Below are 18,881 nucleotides of genomic sequence, written 5' to 3'. Positions count from 1 at the left end.
AGAGCGTAGCAGCCGTCATCAGTGCTGATGACCGCCTTCGCCGTGAACGTGGCCGTGAGCAACTTCTTCTTCGCTCGCGTCACGAACAGCAACAACTTTCACTTTGAAGTTCAGACGCTGGCCAGCCAACGGGTGGTTACCGTCAACCGTCACGTCGTCGCCGTCCAGATCACGGATGGTCACGATTTGCATCTGGCCGTCCGGCGCCGAAGCGTGGAACTGCATGCCCACTTCCAGTTGGTCAACGCCTTCGAACATGCTGCTGCTCAACGTGCTGACCAGCTCGGCGGAGTACTCGCCGTACGCGTCTTCAGGCTCTACGGAAATTTCCAGCTCGTCACCGACTGCTTTGCCTTCCAGGGCCTTTTCCAGACCTGGAATGATGTTACCTGCGCCTTGCAGGTAAACCAGCGGCGCGCCACCGGCGGAGCTGTCGATGACCTCACCAGCGTCGTTGGTCAGGGTATAGTCGATGGAGACAGCCTTATTGGCGGCGATCGTCATGGGGCGAGACCTTTTGCAAAAATATTGAGGGCGCAAGTTTAACCAAGCAAACGCTCGAAAGCGAACACAACGAAACACAACCAAGACCAACGGATACCTTTGAAAAGTTCAACAATCATTGGATGGCGTCAGGATGAAGAGGCACATTGGGTGGTCGTACTGTCCTGTGGCCACACTCAACACCAGCGCCATCAACCGCCCTGGCAATCACGGGCCTGGGTGCTTGACCCCGAACAACGCGACGCAAAAATAGGTCAGCCCTTTACGTGTGGCTGGTGTGCTCAAGCGGCGGATAGCGCTAATCTTGGCAATTGATTCAGGCACATGACCCGTTCGGCGGGCGTGCCCTTGCACTGCTCACGTCAGGAAGCTCGCATGCAAACTTTCTTTATTGCCCCCACTGATTTTGGTGTGGGCCTGACTTCTATCAGCCTGGGGCTGGTGCGCACACTGGAGCGTGCCGGCCTGAAAGTCGGCTTTTTCAAGCCAATTGCCCAGCCGCACCCCGGCGATGTCGGCCCGGAGCGCTCGACCGAACTGGTCGCCCGCACCCACGGGCTGAAACCGCCACAGCCATTGGGGTTGGCGCACGTTGAGCGGATGCTGGGCGATGGCCAACTGGATGAACTGCTCGAAGAAATCATCAGCCTCTACCAGCAAGCAGCGGTCGGCAAAGACGTCCTGATCGTCGAAGGCATGGTCCCGACCCGCAGCGCCAGCTATGCCGCCCGGGTCAACTTGCATTTGGCCAAGAGCCTCGATGCAGAGGTGATTCTGGTGTCGGCGCCCGAGAACGAAGTGCTGACCGAACTCTCGGGCCGTGTCGAATTGCAGGCACAACTGTTTGGCGGTCCCAAAGACCCGAAAGTCCTCGGTGTGATCCTGAACAAGGTACGCACTGACGAAAGCATGGAAGACTTCGCCGCGCGCCTTAAAGAACACTCGCCCCTGCTGCGTACCGGTGACTTCAAGTTGCTGGGCTGCATCCCGTATCAGCCCGAACTCAACGCGCCGCGCACCCGTGACGTGGCCGATCTGCTGGGTGCCAACGTGCTGAATGCCGGGGACTACGAGACCCGGCGCATGTCAAAAATCATTTTGTGCGCCCGCACCGTGCTCAACACCCTGCAATTGCTCAAGCCCGGTGTGTTGGTGGTCACCCCGGGGGATCGCGACGACATCATTCTGGCGGTCAGCCTGGCGGCGATGAATGGGGTGCCGCTGGCCGGGTTGCTGCTGACCAGCGACACCCAGCCCGATCCGCGCCTGATGGAATTGTGCCGCGGGGCCCTGCAAGCGGGTCTGCCCGTGCTGTCGGTCAGTACCGGTTCGTATGACACCGCCAACCGCCTGAACAACCTGAACAAGGAAATCCCGATTGATGACCGAGAACGTGCGGAAATCATCACCGATTTCGTGGCCAGCCACCTGGATGCCAAATGGTTGCACCAGCGTTGCGGCACGCCGCGCGAAATGCGCCTCACCCCTGCCGTGTTTCGCTATCAACTGATCCAGCGTGCTCAGCAAGCCAACAAACGTATCGTCTTGCCTGAAGGCAGCGAACCGTTAACCGTGCAGGCGGCGGCGATCTGTCAGGCACGCGGCATTGCACGCTGTGTGTTGCTGGCCAAGCCTGACGAAGTCCGGGCGGTGGCCAAGGCCCACGGTATTGAACTGCCGGACGGGCTGGAAATTCTTGACCCCGACGTGATTCGCGATCGGTATGTCGAGCCGATGGTGGCGCTGCGCAAAACCAAAAGCCTCAATGCCCCGATGGCTGAACAGCAGCTTGAAGACCCGGTGGTGATCGGCACCATGATGTTGGCGCTGGACGAAGTGGACGGCCTGGTGTCAGGGGTCATTCACTCCACTGCCAACACCATCCGCCCGGCCCTGCAATTGATCAAGACCGCACCCGGCTGCACGCTGGTGTCGTCGGTGTTCTTCATGCTTTTCCCCGAGCAGGTTCTGGTCTACGGCGACTGCGTGATGAACCCGCACCCGTCGGCGGCTGAACTGGCCGAAATCGCCCTGCAAAGCGCCGACTCTGCGGCAGCGTTCGGCATTACACCGCGGGTGGCGATGATCAGTTATTCCAGTGGCGACTCGGCCAGCGGTGAAGAGGTCGAAAAAGTCCGTGAAGCCACCCTGCTGGCGCACGAATCACAACATGCCCTGTTGATTGACGGCCCGTTGCAATATGACGCCGCCGCCAATGAGGACGTGGCTCGACAACTCGCCCCCAACAGCCAGGTTGCCGGGCGGGCCACCGTGTTTGTGTTCCCCGATCTCAACACCGGCAACACCACCCACAAAGCCGTGCAACGCAGCGCTGATTGCGTCAGCCTCGGCCCTATGCTGCAAGGCCTGCGCAAACCGGTGAACGACCTTCCCCGCGGCGCTCAGGTCGACGACATTGTGTACACCATCGCCCTCACGGCGATTCAAGCCGCCAACCGACCTATGGATGTGTAAATGCTGGACTCCCTGCCTGCGCCGTTACGCGGCGTGATTGCTTCCCTGCTACTGGCGATCAACACCATCGTGTGCTGCACGCCGCTGTTCGTGGTGGCCATTTTCAAACTGTGCCTGCCCTTTGCAGCCGCCCAGCGCTGCACCGACTGGCTGATGCGCCATATCCACGAAGCGTGGGTCAGCAATAACAAACGCTGGATGGACCTGCTGGGGCAGACCCGCTGGCAGATCAAGGGACTGGAGGGGCTCGATTACGAGCATTCGTACCTGGTGACCAGCAACCACCAGAGCTGGGTCGACATCATGGTGCTGCAATACGTGCTCAATAAACGCATCCGCCCGCTGAAGTTCTTCCTCAAGCAGGAGTTGATCTGGGTGCCGGTAATTGGTCTGGCGTGGTGGGCGCTGGGTTTCCCGTTCATGAAACGTTACTCCAAGGCGTACCTGGCCAAACACCCCGAGAAAAAAGGCGCCGATCTGGCGACCACGCGCAAAACCTGTGCGAAGTTTAAAAACCAGCCGGTCGGCATTTTCAACTTCGTGGAAGGCACGCGTTTCACCGAAGCCAAGCATGGGCAGCAACAATCACCGTTTCGCTACCTGCTCAAGCCCAAGGCGGGTGGTATTGCCTTTGTGCTGGACGCCATGGGCGAGCAACTGAAATCCATCGTCAACGTGACCATTCACTACCCCGGCGGCCGCCCCGGTTACTGGGATCTGCTGTGCGGCAACGTGCGCGAGGTCGTGGTGGTGTTTGAAGAGTTGAGCATTCCGGCTGAGTTTCTGGGGCGCAACTACGATCAGGATGCCGAGTACAAATTGGCCTTTCAGAGCTGGATCAATCAATTGTGGGAAGACAAAGACCGCCTGCTGGGCGAGTTGCATCGCGAATACCCCAAAAGCTGATTCGCAAGCAGATAGACAAAAAGCCCGCCACCGATCCCTCGGCAGCGGGCTTTTTCAGTGTGGCTTAAATCGCGCCGCGTTGACGCAACAGGTCCAGCACCAACTTGACGCCTTCATCAACCGTCAGCGCCTGCGTGTTCACCACCAGGTCTGCATCGAGCGGAACGTCATACGGGAAGGACTCACCCGGAATGTTGTCACCACCCGCTGCGTACAACCCTTGCGGATCACGTTCGGCGCAGACGGCAGGTGACGCCTGCACATACACGGTGATCAGGCGATCATCGCCAATCAACGCTTTGGCCTGATCACGGCCTTGTGCGTCCGGCGCCACAAAGGCGGCCAGCGTCAGCAGACCCGCCTCGTTGAACTGGCGCGCGACATGCGCTGCACGACGCCAGTTTTCTGTGCGTCCGGCGCGGTCTTGTGCCAACCCCTTGTTCAAGTCATGACGCAGGTTCTGGCCATCGAGCACAAACACCGCACGGCCCATGTCGAACAACTTGCGCTCAACGGCATAGGCCAGCGTGCTTTTACCCGCGCCCGACAGGCCGCTGAACAGCACGGTCGCCGGTTGCTGACCGAAGCGTTGCGCACGCTCTTGAGTCGTCACGTGAGCCAGCTCGCCATGATGACCCGTGCTGCCATGGCTGACCGGCTGGGCAACGATCATGCCTGCGCCCACGGTGCCATTGGTCAGGCGATCAATGATGATAAACGAGCCCGTGGTGCGGTTGCTGTCGTAACCGTCCAGCGCAATGGGTGCGTCGAGGCTGATCTTGACCTTGCCGATTTCGTTCAGTTGCAAGGCACTGGCCGGACCTTCTTCCAGGGTGTTGACATCGACCTTGTTGATGATGCTCGCGATGGAGCCCGGCACGTAGCTGGTCGCGCGCTTGATGTCGTACTTTTTGCCCGGCAGCATGGGTTCTTCGGCCATCCACACCAGCATGGCGTCGAAGGTATCAGTCACCGGCGGTACGCTGTCGGCGTGTACCAGCAAGTCACCGCGCGAAATATCGATCTCGTCTTCCATGGTCAGGGTGATCGCCTGACCCGGCCCGGCGTGCTCCAACTCACCTTCAAACGTGACGATGGATTTGACCCGGCTGCTCTTGCCCGATGGCAATACCATCACTTCATCGCCCTTGCGCACGATGCCGCTGGCCAGCGTGCCGGCAAAACCCCGGAAGTTCAGGTTGGGACGGTTGACGTATTGCACGGGGAAACGCAGGTCGGTCAAGTTGCGGTCGGCCGCCACCTCGACGGTTTCAAGAATTTCCATCAACGATTGGCCGGTGTACCACGGCGAACGCTCGCTTCGGTTCACCACGTTGTCGCCCTTGAGCGCCGACATCGGTACAAAATGCAGGCTGCTCGGCTTCATCTTCAAGCCTTCGGCAAACGTCAAGTAGTCCGCCTTGATCGACTCGAAGACGCCTTCGTCAAACCCTTTGAGGTCCATCTTGTTGATGGCGACTACGATGTGTTTGATGCCCAGCAACGACGCAATAAAGCTGTGGCGGCGCGTCTGGGTTTGCACGCCGTAACGGGCATCCACCAAAATAATTGCCAGATCACAGGTCGATGCGCCCGTGGCCATGTTGCGGGTGTACTGCTCATGGCCCGGGGTGTCGGCAATGATGAATTTGCGCTTGGCCGTGGAGAAGTAGCGGTAGGCCACGTCAATGGTAATACCCTGTTCGCGCTCGGCTTGCAGGCCATCCACCAGCAGCGCCAGGTCGATGTCATCGCCCGTGGTGCCGCTTTTTTTCGAATCGCGGGTAATGGCTTCCAGGTGATCTTCGTAGATCATCTTGGAGTCGTGCAGCAAGCGCCCGATCAGGGTGCTTTTGCCGTCATCGACGTTGCCGCAGGTCAGGAAGCGCAACATCTCTTTGCGTTCGTGCTGGCCCAGGTAGGCGAGGATGTCCTCGCTGATCAAATCAGATACGTGCGACATGACAACCCCTTAGAAATAACCTTGACGTTTTTTATCTTCCATGGAGCCTGCGCCATCGTGATCGATGACTCGGCCCTGGCGCTCGGAAGTTCGCGTCAGGAGCATTTCCTGGATGATGTCGGTCAGGCTTTCAGCCTCCGATTCCACCGCGCCGGTCAGCGGGTAGCAACCCAGCGTACGGAAACGGACTTTCTTCTTGACGATGCGCGCCTTGTCTTCGTCAGACAGGTGCTCAAGGATGCGCTCGTCATCGATCATGATCAGGGTGCCGTTTTTCTCGATGACTTCACGCTCAGCGGCGAAGTACAGCGGCACAATCGGAATGCCTTCGAGGTAGATGTACTGCCAGATATCGAGTTCGGTCCAGTTCGACAACGGGAAGACGCGGATCGATTCGCCCTTGTTGACGTTGCCGTTGTAGACGTTCCACAGTTCAGGCCGCTGGTTCTTCGGGTCCCAGCGGTGTTTGCTGTCACGGAACGAGTACACGCGCTCTTTGGCGCGGGATTTTTCTTCGTCACGGCGTGCGCCACCGAAGGCCGCATCAAAGCCGTACTTGTCGAGCGCCTGTTTCAGGCCCTCGGTTTTCATGATGTCCGTGTGCTTGGCACTGCCATGGGTAAACGGGTTGATGCCCTGCGCCACACCGTCCGGGTTGACGTGAGTGATCAAGTCCAGGCCCAGCTCGGCGACCATCTTGTCGCGGAAGCGGTACATCTCCTGGAATTTCCACTGCGTGTCGACATGCATCACCGGAAACGGCAGCTTGCCAGGGAAAAAAGCCTTGCGAGCAAGGTGCAGCATCACGGCGGAATCTTTACCGATCGAGTACAGCATTACCGGGTTATCGAACTCGGCAGCCACCTCGCGGATGATGTGGATGCTTTCCGCCTCCAGCTGTTTCAGGTGCGTCAGTTTGTCGACCATGGCTACTCACGAAAGCTATCTTATGAACGGCCTGCGGGCCGTGTTCGAGCGGAGAATGCTAGCACAGCACCTTCTTATATTGAGGGCGCCAACTAGATCGAAAAAGTCTAAGAATAGATCGCGGGGTTTGGGCTCAGCGCCACTGAAAAAGCGCTGCAGGCTGTCAGAAACCTGCAGCGACCGCGCCTGTCAGTGAGCAGCTAGATCGGGTTGGGGCAATCGATGAACAGGTGCTCCAGGGCAAAACGCCGGGCGAGGTAATCACCCAGCGCTTGCACGCCATACCGCTCGGTCGCGTGATGCCCGGCAGCTATGAAGCTGATGTCGTTTTCACGGGCGCTGTGAAAGGTTTGCTCGGACGCTTCCCCACTGAGGTACAGGTCAACGCCGGCCTGGACGGCTTGATCAATGTAACCCTGCCCGCCTCCGGTGCACCAGCCGACACGCCGTATCATTGGGCTGCCTTCTATGACCAGTGGTTCACGCCCCAGTACGTCTTGCACCCGTCTGGCAAAGTCCCGCGCCGTCATGGGCTCAGCCAACGAGCCCACCAGCCCTACCACTTTGGCATTGTCGGGATCCAGCGGCCCTTCAACGGTGATGTCCAGTTGCCGCGCCAGTTGAACGTTGTTGCCCACGTCCGGGTGCAGGTCGAGCGGCAAGTGGTAGGCCAACAAGCTGATGTCGTGCTTGAGCAGGGTTTTAAGGCGACGCTGCTTCATGCCGGTGACGCACGGGTCTTCCCCTTTCCAGAAGTAACCGTGATGCACCAGTACCAAATCGGCCCCGGCCTCCACAGCCGCATCCAACAAGGCTTGACTGGCTGTCACGCCGCTGACAATACGCAGCACCTGCGGCCGCCCCTCAACCTGCAAGCCATTGGGGCAGTAATCGCTGATTGCAGCGCAATTGAGGTATCGATTTGCTTCTTCGACCAGCGTGCTCAAGGCGACGGCCATAAAAGACTCCTAAATATAGCGTTCAGAGGCGCGCAGCCCTCGTATAATGGCCGCCATTATGGGCCGTCATGGTGGCTCTGCAACCTTCAGGACTCAGTTCAATGCTCAAGGCTTTGCGTTTCTTTGGCTGGCCACTGCTGGCCGGCGTTCTTATCGCTTTGCTGATTATTCAGCGCTACCCGCAATGGGTCGGGCTGCCGAGTCTGGACGTTAATCTGCAACAGGCGCCGCAAACCAATTACGCGCAGCAAGGGCCGGTCACCTACGCCGATGCGGTGGTGCGCGCCGCGCCAGCCGTGGCCAACCTGTACACCACCAAGGTGGTGAACCGCAACGCCCGCCCCTTGTTTGAAGACCCGCAGTTCCGTCACTTTTTCGGCAACAACGCCCCCAAGCAAAAACGCATGGAATCGAGCCTCGGCTCGGCGGTATTGATGAGCCCCGAAGGGTATTTGCTCACCAATAACCACGTGGTGCTGAACGCCGACCAGATCGTCGTGGCCCTCAAGGACGGGCGTGAAACCCTGGCCCGAGTGATCGGCAGCGACCCGGAAACCGACCTGGCGGTGCTCAAGATTGATCTGAAAAACCTGCCGGCCATTACCATTGGTCGCTCCGACAGCCTGCGCATCGGTGACATTGCACTGGCGATCGGCAACCCGTTCGGGGTCGGCCAGACCACGACCATGGGCATCATCAGTGCCACCGGCCGTAACCAGTTGGGGCTGAACAACTACGAAGACTTCATCCAGACCGATGCAGCGATCAATCCGGGTAACTCCGGCGGCGCACTGGTGGACGCCAATGGCAACCTGACCGGCATCAACACGGCTATTTTCACCAAATCCGGCGGCTCTCAAGGTATCGGCTTTGCCATCCCGATCAATCTGGCGATGGAGGTCATGAAGTCGATCATCGAACACGGCCAAGTGATTCGTGGCTGGTTGGGGATTGAAGTGCAACCGTTGACCCCGGACCTGGCCGAATCGTTCGGCCTGAGCGGTCGTCCGGGGATTGTCGTGGCGGGGATTTTCCGCGATGGCCCGGCGCAAAAAGCGGGTCTGCAGTTGGGTGATGTGATTCTGAGCATTGATGGCGCCCCCGCCAGTGACGGTCGTCGCTCAATGAACCAGGTGGCGCGAATCAAGCCGTCGGAGAAAATCAGCATTCAAGTGATGCGTAATGGCAAAGAGCTGAAACTGACGGCCGAAGTGGGCTTGCGTCCACCACAGGAACAGCCGCCGCAGCAGGAATAAACGCACTTCGTACGGCCGCTGCCCTGGTGACACTCACGTCATGGGCAGCGGCAATACTGTCTGATTAAACGCCTGACAACCCTTCAATCAACGCTGCGTTCTGCTCCGGCGTGCCGATGGTGATGCGCAGGAACTGGTCGATCCGCAGTTGCTTGAAGTGGCGCACGATCACACCTTGTGCACGCAACTTGGCGGCCAGCGCCGCGGCATCGTGCTCCGGGTGGCGGGCGAAGATGAAGTTGGCCGCTGACGGCAGCACCTCAAACCCCAGCCCCTCAAGTTGCCCGACCAGCTGTTCACGGCTGTCGATGACGGCCTTGCAGGTCTGCTCGAAATAGTCACGATCCTCGAACGCCGCAGCTGCACCGACTATCGCCAGGCGGTCCAGCGGATAGGAGTTGAAGCTGTTTTTGATGCGCTCCAGCGCCTCGATCAGGTCGGGATGCCCTACCGCGAGCCCAACCCGCAAACCTGCCAGCGAGCGGGATTTGGACAGGGTTTGGGTCACCAGCAGGTTCGGATAACGATCCACCAGACTGATTGCCGTCTGCCCGCCAAAGTCGATGTAGGCTTCGTCGACCACCACCACCGAGTCCGGGTTGGCGTTGAGTATCTGCTCGATAGCCTCCAGCGCCAGCAGGCAACCCGTCGGCGCATTGGGGTTGGGGAAGATGATGCCGCCATTGGGTCTGGCGTAATCGGTCGGCTGGATCTGGAACTGTGCATCCAGCGCTACGGGCTCGAACTCGATGCCGTACAGCCCGCAATACACCGGATAAAAGCTGTAGCTGATGTCCGGAAACAACAACGGCTGGTCGTGCTGAAACAAGCCATTGAAGACATGGGCCAGCACTTCGTCCGAGCCGTTGCCCAAAAACACCTGACGGGGCTGTACGCCGTAATAGCTGGCCACCGCCTGCTTGAGCAGGTCGCTGTTCGGGTCCGGGTACAAGCGCAGGTTGTCATTGAGCTCGGCCTGCATGGCCGCAAGGGCTTTGGGCGAAGGGCCGTAAGGGTTTTCGTTGGTGTTGAGCTTGACCAGTCGGGTCAGTTTCGGCTGCTCGCCCGGCACGTAAGGCACCAGGTCTTTAACGAAGGAACTCCAGAATTTGCTCATGCTTATTGCCCCTTTTTGTCAGCAATGATGCGGTACTCGGCACTGCGGGCGTGGCCGGTCAACGACTCGCCACGGGCCAGGACCGAAGCCGTCTTGCCCAACTCGGAAGCGCCTTGTTCGGAGCAAAAAATGATCGATGAACGCTTCTGGAAGTCATAGACCCCCAACGGCGAGGAGAAACGCGCCGTGCCCGAGGTCGGCAACACATGGTTAGGGCCTGCGCAATAATCACCCAGCGCTTCTGAGGTGTGACGACCCATGAAAATTGCACCGGCGTGGCGAATCTGCGGCAACCACGCCTGGGGGTCGGCAACCGACAACTCCAGGTGTTCCGGGGCGATACGGTTGGCCACGTCGATGGCCTGCTGCATGTCGTCCACCAGAATCAGCGCGCCACGGCCATTGATTGAGGTGTTGATGATCTCGGCGCGCTCCATGGTCGGCAACAGTTTGGCAATGCTGGCGGCGACCTTGTCGAGGAACTCGGCATCGGGGCTGACCAGAATCGCCTGAGCGTCTTCGTCGTGCTCGGCCTGGGAAAACAGGTCCATGGCAATCCAGTCAGGGTCGGTCTGGCCATCACACACCACCAGAATCTCCGACGGCCCGGCGATCATGTCGATACCGACCTGACCAAACACGTGGCGCTTGGCAGTGGCGACATAAATGTTGCCCGGCCCGACGACTTTGTCGACTTTAGGGACGCTTTCGGTGCCATAAGCCAGCGCGGCAACCGCCTGCGCGCCGCCGATGGTGAATACCCGGTCCACGCCCGCAATGCAGGCGGCAGCCAGCACCAGTTCGTTGAGTTCACCCCGCGGGGTCGGCACGACCATGACCACTTCGGTTACACCGGCCACTTTGGCCGGGATCGCGTTCATCAGCACCGACGACGGGTACGACGCCTTGCCGCCCGGCACATACAAACCGGCACGGTCCAGCGGCGTGACTTTTTGCCCGAGCACCGTGCCGTCGGCTTCGGTGTAGGTCCAGGAGTCTTGCTTTTGCTTTTCGTGGTAGCTGCGCACGCGTTGGGCGGCTTTTTCCAGCGCCTCGCGCTGCTCGGCAGTGATGCGGGTCAAGGCCAGTTCCAGGCGCTCACGAGGCAGGATCAGATCCGCCATCGAGGCCACTTCCAGGCCGTCGAAGCGCTGGGTGAATTCCACCAGCGCCGCATCGCCACGCTCACGCACTGCCTTGATGATGTCGAGCACGCGCTGGTTGACCGAGTCGTCAGACACACTTTCCCAGCTCAGCAGATGATCCAGATGCTGCGCGAAATCCGGATCAGCAGCGTTGAGACGGCGAATTGCAGTGGGAGCGGTCATAGCGAGGGCCTCGGTAATTGGCGAATGCTTAGAATTCAGGATATTGCACAGCTCAGGCACCGCAAGACTACCAAGCCATCCGCGCGGGTACCTGAGAATTCTGGCTTTTACACGGATAGATGGGCGCGCCCGGAGACGCGCGGGTGAGTCAGCCGCGGTGTCGGGATTCCACTGCTTTGCGCAGGGTATCGATCAGGGCTTGAATGCGGGCGTGCTGCATTTTCATGGAAGCCTTGTTAACCACCAGACGAGAGCTGATGGCGGCAATGAAGTCCTGGGGTTCCAGGCCATTGGCGCGCAAGGTGTTACCGGTATCGACCACGTCGATGATTTTGTCGGCCAGACCGATCAGCGGTGCCAGCTCCATCGAGCCGTACAGCTTGATGATGTCGACCTGACGGCCCTGTTCAGCGTAATAACGCTTGGCCACGTTGACGAACTTGGTCGCCACGCGCAGGCGGCCTTTAGGCTCGACGGCACCCACGGCACCAGCTGTCATCAGCTTGCACTGGGCAATGCGCAGGTCCAGTGGCTCATAGAGGCCCTGACCGCCGTACTCCATCAATACGTCTTTACCGGCAACGCCCAGGTCGGCGGCGCCATGCTCAACGTAAGTGGGTACGTCAGTGGCGCGCACGATCAGCAAACGTACGTCTGGCTGAGAGGTCGGAATGATCAGCTTGCGGCTTTTGTCCGGATTCTCGGTCGGCACAATGCCCGCTTCAGCCAGAAGCGGCAGGGTGTCGTCAAGGATACGGCCCTTGGACAATGCAATGGTCAGCATGGGAAACGTAAGTCCTTATCAGGGTACTTATGCCCGGGCGCAATCGGCGCCGGACAAACATCGAGCCTGATAATCAGGCTCGACTTGAACGATTCGAGGCCAGGTAAGGTAACGCGTCAAAACCGTTACGTCACCTGGCGGCTGGACACAGTCCGTGTGCCCTGATGCCTGTTACCAAAAACTAGCCCGGAACGCGGCGGATTTTGGCACCCAGCATTTGCAGTTTTTCTTCGATGCACTCGTAACCACGGTCTATGTGGTAGATGCGGTCGATCAAGGTATCGCCTTCGGCCACCAGTGCCGAAATCACCAGGCTGGCCGACGCACGCAGGTCGGTGGCCATCACAGGCGCGCCCTTGAGTGTTTCAGTGCCGGTCACGATGGCCGTGTTGCCTTCGACCTGGATCTTGGCGCCCATGCGGTGCAGTTCGTACACGTGCATGAAGCGGTTTTCGAAGATGGTCTCGATCACGGCGCCGGTGCCTTCAGCAATGGCGTTCAACGAGATGAACTGTGCCTGCATGTCGGTCGGGAACGCCGGGTAAGGAGCGGTACGCACATTGACGGCCTTAGGACGCTTGCCGTGCATGTTCAGCTCGATCCAGTCTTCGCCGGTGGTGATCTCGGCGCCCGCTTCCTTGAGTTTTTCAAGCACGGCTTCGAGGATGGTCGGATCGGTGTCCTTGACCTTCACGCGGCCGCCGGTCACGGCAGCAGCCACCAGGTAAGTACCGGTTTCGATACGGTCCGGCATCACGCGGTAAGTGGCAGAGTGCAGACGCTCGACGCCATCGATGGTGATGGTGTCGGTACCTGCACCGCTGACCTTGGCGCCCATGGCGTTCAGGAAGTTGGCCAGGTCAACCACTTCAGGTTCACGGGCCGCGTTTTGCAGAACGCTGCGGCCTTTGGCCAATGCTGCGGCCATCATGATGTTTTCAGTACCGGTCACGCTGACGGTATCGAAGAAGAAGTTGGCGCCACGCAAGCCGCCTTCGGGCGCCTTGGCCTTGATGTAGCCGCCTTCAACGTCGATCACCGCGCCCATGGCTTCAAGGCCGCGGATGTGCAGGTCAACCGGACGCGAACCGATGGCGCAACCGCCAGGCAACGCCACTTCAGCTTCACCGAAACGGGCAACCATCGGGCCCAGTACCAGGATCGAAGCACGCATGGTCTTAACCAGTTCGTACGGGGCGATCAGGGTTTTGATGGTGTTCGGGTCGATTTCGACCGACAGTTTCTCATCGATCACCGGCTCAATGCCCATGCGGCCGAAGAGCTCGATCATGGTGGTGATGTCATGCAGGTGCGGCAGGTTGGCCACGGTCACCGGGCCATCGCACAGCAGGGTCGCAGCCAGAATCGGCAGGGCAGAGTTTTTCGCCCCGGAAATGCGGATCTCGCCATCTAGACGGGCACCGCCGGTAATAATCAATTTATCCATAACAATCTCGACGCCAATGGGCTCAGGGGGCTCAGGTGCGCTCGGCCCAGGCCGCGCTGCTGAAGAATTTCATAGTGACCGCATGGATGCTGCCATCAGCGATCCACGGGTTCAAATGGGCATAGATGCTTTGTTGACGTTTCACCGGGCTCAAGGCCACCAGTTCGTCACTAATCACGTTCAGCTGAAAGTTGCAGCCTTCGCCCTCAACTTCTACCTGGGTTCCAGGCAGCTTTCCCTCAAGAAAGCTCTTCACTTCTACGGCCTGCATGCTCAACCTCAATCGGCGCCCAACGCGCGCGGGTCGGCCATCATACAAAAAAGCCCCGCGCCTGCGAACCCCGCTGAACAGGACTCTGACGGAGGGGCTTGTCTATAAATGGCGATTAATGATGTGCCAATAGCTCGGTCAGGCCCGAAACCTGAGCGATTTCGCGCATGTCTTCAGGCATGGCACGAATGCTCAATGGCTTGTTCAGGGCTTGTGCGTCACGGATAAAACACAGCAGCAACGACAAACCGACGCTGCTGGATTTGGTGACGGCCGAGCAATCCACCACAAGGGATTTGGCCAGCGCCTTTTTGATCAGCGCCTGGCCTTCCTTACGTAAGCGGGGGCCGGTCTGGTAGTCAAGCACGCCACTGAGGCGCAGCTCGCTTTCACCGGCCAGGGTCACGGCACCCTCACTCATTTGTCGATGGCCTTGTCAGTCTCTTGCTTGACCTTGGCCACTTCGCCAGCCCAGTTATCAATGGTCTTATCCAGATCGTTGCCGTTTTTCTGCATGGCATCGGCGAATTGATCACGGAACAACTTGCCAATGTTGATGCCATTGACGATCACGTTACGTACTTTCCACTCGCCGTTCACCTTGTTAAGGGTGTACGACAACGGATAAGTCGCGCCGTTATCGCCTTTAACGATCATGTCAACGCTGGTGCGATTGCCGCTTTCATCCTTGGCTGGCCCAACGGTGATGCCCTGGTTTTTGAACTCCAGCAAGGCATTGCCGTAGAACTGCATGAGGCTGCGCTTGAAGTTCTCCTGGAACCGCTGCATTTGTGCTGGCGTTGCCTTGCGCGAGTACTTGACGGTCATGATGCTTTTGGAGATGCCTTCCACATCCACCGCAGGCCCGACAATATTGTTCAGGGCATCGTAAAACTTGCTCGGGTTTTGTTTGTATTGCTCTTTGTTGGCCGTCAGGTCAGCCAGCAAACGTGTGGTGGTGTCTTGAACGATGTCGTGGGCCGATTGCCCCGGTGCTGCATTCGCCATCAGAGGAAGTGCGGCCGCCAAAACAACCAGCAGGCCACGGCGCAAGAGAGAAATCATCGAAACACTCCTTATTTGGCGTCTTTGCTAACGGTATTGAGCAGGAACTTGCCGATCAGGTCTTCCAGAACCAGTGACGACTGGGTGTCGTGAATAGTTCCGCCGTTCTTGAGCAACTCATCCTCCCCGCCCACGCTAATACCGATGTATTTCTCACCCAGCAGGCCTGCCGTGAGAATAGACGCTGTCGAATCCACCGGCAGGTTATCCACGTCTTTTTCGATCTGCAGCGTGACGCGGGCCGTGAAGTTGTCACGGTCCAGGTCGATCGCGGTCACCTTGCCGATGGTGACGCCCGCCATGGACACCTTGGCGCGCACGGTCAGGCCGGCAATATTGTCGAAGTAGGCATACAGCTTGTAGGTGTCACTGCTGGCGGTCGGGGACAGTCCACTGACCCGTAGGGCGAGCAACAGCAAAGCCAGGATGCCAGCCAGCAGGAACAGGCCGACACCGATTTCCATGGTGCGGTTTTGCATCAGAAATCTCCAAACATCAAGGCGGTCAAAATAAAGTCCAGCCCGAGTACAGCCAATGAGGCATACACCACGGTCTTGGTAGTGGCACGGCTGATCCCCTCTGAAGTGGGCTCGCAGTCATAACCTTGAAACACGGCAATCCAGGTCACTACAAAGGCAAAAACGATGCTTTTGATGATCCCGTTAAGCACGTCACCGGTGAAGGTCACGCTGTTCTGCATATTGGCCCAGTAGGAGCCGTCATAGACGCCCAGCCAGTCCACCGCCACCCACGAACCGCCCCAAATCCCGACCACGCTGAAAATCATGGCCAGCACAGGCAGAGAAATGAACCCGGCCCACATCCGCGGCGCAATGATGTATTTCAGCGGATCGACACCAATCATTTCCAGGCTGGACAGTTGCTCGGTCGATTTCATGTTGCCGATTTCAGCGGTCAGTGCAGACCCGGCCCGACCGGCGAACAGCAGCGCGGTCACCACCGGCCCCAGCTCACGCAACAGGGTCAGGGCCACCATCTGCCCCACCGCCTGCTCCGAGCCATAGCTGGACAGGATGCTGAAGCCTTGCAGCGCCAGCACCATGCCGATGAAGACGCCGGAAACCACGATGATCACCAGCGACATGACACCCACGGAATGCAGTTGCTTGAGCAACAGCCCAAACCCGCCGCCGATTCCGCCGCGCCCCAGCAATGCGTGAAACAGGAAAATCGTCGAACGCCCCAGTACCGAGACCATGTCGATCCCGGCCCGGCCGAACAATCCGACGCGGTCCAACATTGATTGTTTGCGCATCAACGCTTCCCCAGAAGATCGGTTCGGTAGTCCGACGCCGGAAAGTGAAACGGAACCGGACCGTCGGGATCGCCAGTCATGAACTGACGGATGCGCGGGTTATCGGCATTCATCAACTCTTGCGGCGTCCCCTGCCCCAGCACCTGACCATCGCCCACTACGTATAAATAGTCGGCAATGCTCGCTGTTTCGGCCAAATCGTGAGAAACCACAATGCTGGTGATGCCCAATGCGTCATTCAGCAGACGGATGAGACGCACCAGCACCCCCATGGCAATGGGGTCCTGGCCGACAAACGGTTCGTCGTACATCAGAATTTGCGGGTCCAGCGCAATGGCACGAGCCAGCGCCACACGGCGTTTCATACCGCCAGACAGCTCGTCCGGCATCAGGTCAATGGCTCCGCGCAACCCGACCGCCTGCAACTTGAGCAGCACGATGTCGCGGATCATTTCTTCCGGCAGCTCGGTATGCACGCGCAGCGGGAAGGCAACGTTTTCGAATACATCCAGATCGGTAAACAGGGCGCCGCTCTGAAACAGCACGCCCATATGCTTGCGCGCGTCGAACAGATCGCTGCGCGACAGGGTCGGCAGGTTCTGGCCGTTGACCCACACTTCGCCGTTGCTGGGACGCAGTTGCATGCCCATCAAGCGCAACAGGGTGGTCTTGCCGCAGCCGGACGGACCCATGATCCCCGTGACTTTGCCACGCGGGATACGAATATCGACGTTATTGAAAATGCTGCGCGAACCGCGCTTGAAGGAAACTCCCTTCAGCTCGACCGCGTAGGCGTTATCGGCACTCATCTAAACTCCTTGCGATGCAGCCTCTGCCTCTAACCGGACATCAAGCTTCTTTTCAGGAAGCGCGCGTTCCTTGAGCGGGCCGAACTGGCGGCGAACTATATCACTGCTGTTACTGACCGCCAAAGGCCGAAGGAGTGCCCATTCAGGTTAAGGACAGTGAAAAATGAGTAAATCATCCTAAAGTCCAGTAGAGCTTTGTGGCATGAGACAACAAAGCATGACGAACACACGTGAGGGAATTGCTCAGAACCGCTATAATCGCCGCCTTTTCTCAGGCTACCCGACTTCAAACATGAGCCAATCCAGCGACCTGATTCAATCTGCACAACGCACCATCCGCCTCGAACTGGAAGCCGTAGAAGATTTACTGCCCCGGATCGACGCTGATTTCGTACGCGCTTGCGAGATGATTCTAGCGAGCAAGGGTCGAGTTGTCGTAGTCGGCATGGGCAAGTCCGGGCATATCGGCAATAAAATCGCCGCCACCCTGGCCAGCACCGGCACCACGGCTTTCTTTGTTCACCCGGCCGAAGCCAGCCACGGCGACATGGGCATGATTACCCGCGACGACATCATCCTCGCGCTGTCGAACTCGGGCTCCACCGCCGAGATCGTCACACTGCTTCCTCTTATCAAACGCCTCGGCATCCAGCTCATCAGCATGACCGGCAATCCCGAGTCCCCGCTGGCCAAGGCTGCCGACGTCAGCCTGGATGCCCGCGTGGCCCAAGAAGCCTGCCCATTGAACCTGGCGCCTACGTCATCGACCACTGCCACGCTGGTACTGGGCGATGCGCTGGCCATTGCCTTGCTCGAAGCCCGCGGGTTCACGGCTGAGGATTTCGCCTTCTCGCACCCTGGCGGTGCACTGGGTCGCCGCTTGCTGCTTAAAGTTGAAAATGTCATGCACTCGGGTGATGAACTGCCTCAAGTGGTACGCGGCACGCTGCTCAGGGACGCCCTGATGGAGATGACCCATAAAGGGCTGGGCATGACCGTTGTCACTGAAGCGGACGGCACACTGGCCGGGATCTTCACCGACGGCGACTTGCGCCGCACGCTGGATCGCGAAATCGATATCCGCAACGCGACTATCGATACGGTGATGACACCTCACGGCAAAACAGCCCGCGCCGACATGCTCGCCGCCGAGGCCCTTAAAATCATGGAAGACCATAAAATCAGCGCGCTGGTTGTCGTCGACAAGCACGACCGCCCAGTCGGCGCCTTGAACATGCACGATCTGTTGCGCGCAGGAGTGATGTAATGACCAACGATTTGCTCAAACGCGGCAAAGCCATCAAGCTCGCCGTTTTCGACGTTGACGGTGTACTGACTGATGGCCGGCTGTACTTCCTTGAAGACGGCAGCGAGTTCAAGACCTTCAATACCCTCGACGGCCAGGGCATCAAGATGCTGATGGCAGCCGGCGTTCAGACGGCAATCATCAGTGGTCGCAAGACACCGGTCGTTGAACGTCGCGCGCAAAACCTGGGTATCGCGCACCTGTATCAGGGTCGAGAAGATAAATTGGTGGTATTGGACGAGCTTCTCGGCCAACTCAACCTAAGCTATGAACAGGTTGCCTATCTGGGCGACGACCTGCCGGATTTACCGGTTATCCGTCGCGTAGGCCTGGGCATGGCTGTGGCCAATGCCGCCAGTTTCGTACGCGAGCACGCCCACGGTATTACCCAGGCACGCGGCGGTGAAGGCGCCGCACGTGAATTCTGCGAACTGATCCTGCGCGCCCAGGGCCGTCTGGATGCCGCTCACGCGGCCTACTTATAGAGC

The 18,881-nt window shown here is 58.9% G+C and carries 19 protein-coding genes and 1 pseudogene; 6 read left to right on the top strand and 14 right to left on the bottom strand.

Annotated elements, in window-relative coordinates:
- Positions 1-18: 18 nt before the first annotated feature.
- Positions 19-504: an FKBP-type peptidyl-prolyl cis-trans isomerase gene (locus tag V6F78_RS18975; RefSeq protein ID WP_047273386.1), complete on the bottom strand. Its 486-nt coding sequence runs from the start codon at positions 502-504 to the stop codon at positions 19-21.
- Between V6F78_RS18975 and V6F78_RS18970 the strand changes: the two are divergent.
- The 3 genes and pseudogenes from V6F78_RS18970 (at position 503) to V6F78_RS18960 (ending at position 3,885) form a co-directional block, all read left to right on the top strand.
- Positions 503-819 (top strand): annotated as a pseudogene (locus V6F78_RS18970) (DUF3565 domain-containing protein). The gene V6F78_RS18975 and the pseudogene V6F78_RS18970 sit on opposite strands and share 2 nt — an antisense overlap.
- Before the next feature lie 60 nt (positions 820-879).
- Positions 880-2,979 carry a phosphate acetyltransferase gene (gene pta, locus V6F78_RS18965; protein ID WP_047273385.1) on the top strand — a complete coding sequence of 700 codons (2,100 nt, stop codon included), beginning with the start codon at positions 880-882 and terminating at the stop codon, positions 2,977-2,979.
- On the top strand, positions 2,980-3,885 hold the full coding sequence (locus V6F78_RS18960; RefSeq protein WP_047273384.1) for an acyltransferase: 906 nt from the start codon (positions 2,980-2,982) through the stop codon (positions 3,883-3,885).
- Positions 3,886-3,949: 64 nt separating this feature from the next.
- Here the strand turns inward: V6F78_RS18960 and cysN are convergent, their stop codons facing one another.
- From cysN to V6F78_RS18945, 3 genes are all read right to left on the bottom strand, one after another.
- Positions 3,950-5,848 carry a sulfate adenylyltransferase subunit CysN gene (cysN, locus tag V6F78_RS18955; protein WP_070413856.1) on the bottom strand — a complete coding sequence of 633 codons (1,899 nt, stop codon included), beginning with the start codon at positions 5,846-5,848 and terminating at the stop codon, positions 3,950-3,952.
- A 9-nt stretch (positions 5,849-5,857) separates the two neighbouring features.
- Positions 5,858-6,775 (bottom strand): sulfate adenylyltransferase subunit CysD, encoded by a 918-nt coding sequence (gene cysD, locus V6F78_RS18950; protein ID WP_047273382.1) that lies wholly within the window; start codon positions 6,773-6,775, stop codon positions 5,858-5,860.
- Between the two features lie 200 nt (positions 6,776-6,975).
- The gene (locus tag V6F78_RS18945) at positions 6,976-7,734 is read right to left on the bottom strand and encodes a Nif3-like dinuclear metal center hexameric protein (protein WP_047273381.1); all 759 of its coding nucleotides are present in this window, start codon (positions 7,732-7,734) and stop codon (positions 6,976-6,978) included.
- Positions 7,735-7,835: 101 nt separating this feature from the next.
- Between V6F78_RS18945 and algW the strand changes: the two genes are divergently transcribed.
- The gene (algW, locus tag V6F78_RS18940) at positions 7,836-8,990 is read left to right on the top strand and encodes a Do family serine endopeptidase AlgW (protein ID WP_047273380.1); all 1,155 of its coding nucleotides are present in this window, start codon (positions 7,836-7,838) and stop codon (positions 8,988-8,990) included.
- A gap of 64 nt (positions 8,991-9,054) precedes the next feature.
- Here algW and hisC read toward each other — a convergent pair whose 3' ends face one another.
- The 10 genes from hisC to V6F78_RS18890 all read right to left on the bottom strand — a co-directional run bounded on the left by hisC (position 9,055) and on the right by V6F78_RS18890 (position 17,087).
- The gene (hisC, locus tag V6F78_RS18935) at positions 9,055-10,107 is read right to left on the bottom strand and encodes a histidinol-phosphate transaminase (protein WP_047282078.1); all 1,053 of its coding nucleotides are present in this window, start codon (positions 10,105-10,107) and stop codon (positions 9,055-9,057) included.
- Positions 10,108-10,109: 2 nt separating this feature from the next.
- The gene (hisD, locus tag V6F78_RS18930; RefSeq protein WP_070413857.1) at positions 10,110-11,435 is read right to left on the bottom strand and encodes a histidinol dehydrogenase; all 1,326 of its coding nucleotides are present in this window, start codon (positions 11,433-11,435) and stop codon (positions 10,110-10,112) included.
- A 148-nt stretch (positions 11,436-11,583) separates the two neighbouring features.
- Positions 11,584-12,219 (bottom strand): ATP phosphoribosyltransferase, encoded by a 636-nt coding sequence (gene hisG / locus V6F78_RS18925; protein ID WP_047273377.1) that lies wholly within the window; start codon positions 12,217-12,219, stop codon positions 11,584-11,586.
- Positions 12,220-12,400: 181 nt separating this feature from the next.
- On the bottom strand, positions 12,401-13,666 hold the full coding sequence (gene murA, locus V6F78_RS18920; protein WP_047273376.1) for a UDP-N-acetylglucosamine 1-carboxyvinyltransferase: 1,266 nt from the start codon (positions 13,664-13,666) through the stop codon (positions 12,401-12,403).
- A 31-nt stretch (positions 13,667-13,697) separates the two neighbouring features.
- Positions 13,698-13,937 carry a BolA family protein gene (locus V6F78_RS18915; protein ID WP_003439919.1) on the bottom strand — a complete coding sequence of 80 codons (240 nt, stop codon included), beginning with the start codon at positions 13,935-13,937 and terminating at the stop codon, positions 13,698-13,700.
- Positions 13,938-14,052: 115 nt separating this feature from the next.
- Positions 14,053-14,358: an STAS domain-containing protein gene (locus tag V6F78_RS18910; protein ID WP_047273375.1), complete on the bottom strand. Its 306-nt coding sequence runs from the start codon at positions 14,356-14,358 to the stop codon at positions 14,053-14,055.
- Positions 14,355-15,002 carry an MlaC/ttg2D family ABC transporter substrate-binding protein gene (locus tag V6F78_RS18905; RefSeq protein ID WP_047292298.1) on the bottom strand — a complete coding sequence of 216 codons (648 nt, stop codon included), beginning with the start codon at positions 15,000-15,002 and terminating at the stop codon, positions 14,355-14,357. The genes V6F78_RS18910 and V6F78_RS18905 overlap by 4 nt, the downstream gene beginning before the upstream one ends.
- 11 nt (positions 15,003-15,013) lie before the next feature.
- The gene (mlaD, locus tag V6F78_RS18900) at positions 15,014-15,481 is read right to left on the bottom strand and encodes an outer membrane lipid asymmetry maintenance protein MlaD (protein ID WP_047273373.1); all 468 of its coding nucleotides are present in this window, start codon (positions 15,479-15,481) and stop codon (positions 15,014-15,016) included.
- Positions 15,481-16,278, bottom strand: coding sequence for a lipid asymmetry maintenance ABC transporter permease subunit MlaE (mlaE, locus tag V6F78_RS18895; RefSeq protein WP_047273372.1), 798 nt, complete (start codon positions 16,276-16,278; stop codon positions 15,481-15,483). Before mlaE ends, mlaD begins: the two co-directional genes overlap by 1 nt.
- Entirely contained in the window at positions 16,278-17,087 is an 810-nt protein-coding gene (locus tag V6F78_RS18890; RefSeq protein ID WP_047273371.1) for an ATP-binding cassette domain-containing protein, read from the bottom strand. Before V6F78_RS18890 ends, mlaE begins: the two co-directional genes overlap by 1 nt.
- Before the next feature lie 292 nt (positions 17,088-17,379).
- On the opposite strand from V6F78_RS18890, the gene V6F78_RS18885 reads away from it, so the two are divergent.
- A complete protein-coding gene (locus tag V6F78_RS18885; RefSeq protein WP_047292296.1) occupies positions 17,380-18,354 on the top strand; it encodes a KpsF/GutQ family sugar-phosphate isomerase in 975 nt (324 codons plus the stop codon).
- A complete protein-coding gene (locus V6F78_RS18880; RefSeq protein WP_047273369.1) occupies positions 18,354-18,878 on the top strand; it encodes a KdsC family phosphatase in 525 nt (174 codons plus the stop codon). The genes V6F78_RS18885 and V6F78_RS18880 overlap by 1 nt, the downstream gene beginning before the upstream one ends.
- Positions 18,879-18,881 lie beyond the last annotated feature (3 nt).

Origin of the sequence: Pseudomonas sp. ESBL9, from assembly GCF_036668715.1 — a bacterium.
GTDB lineage: Bacteria > Pseudomonadota > Gammaproteobacteria > Pseudomonadales > Pseudomonadaceae > Aquipseudomonas > Aquipseudomonas lundensis.
This window is presented reverse-complemented; position numbering and strand designations above follow the sequence as displayed.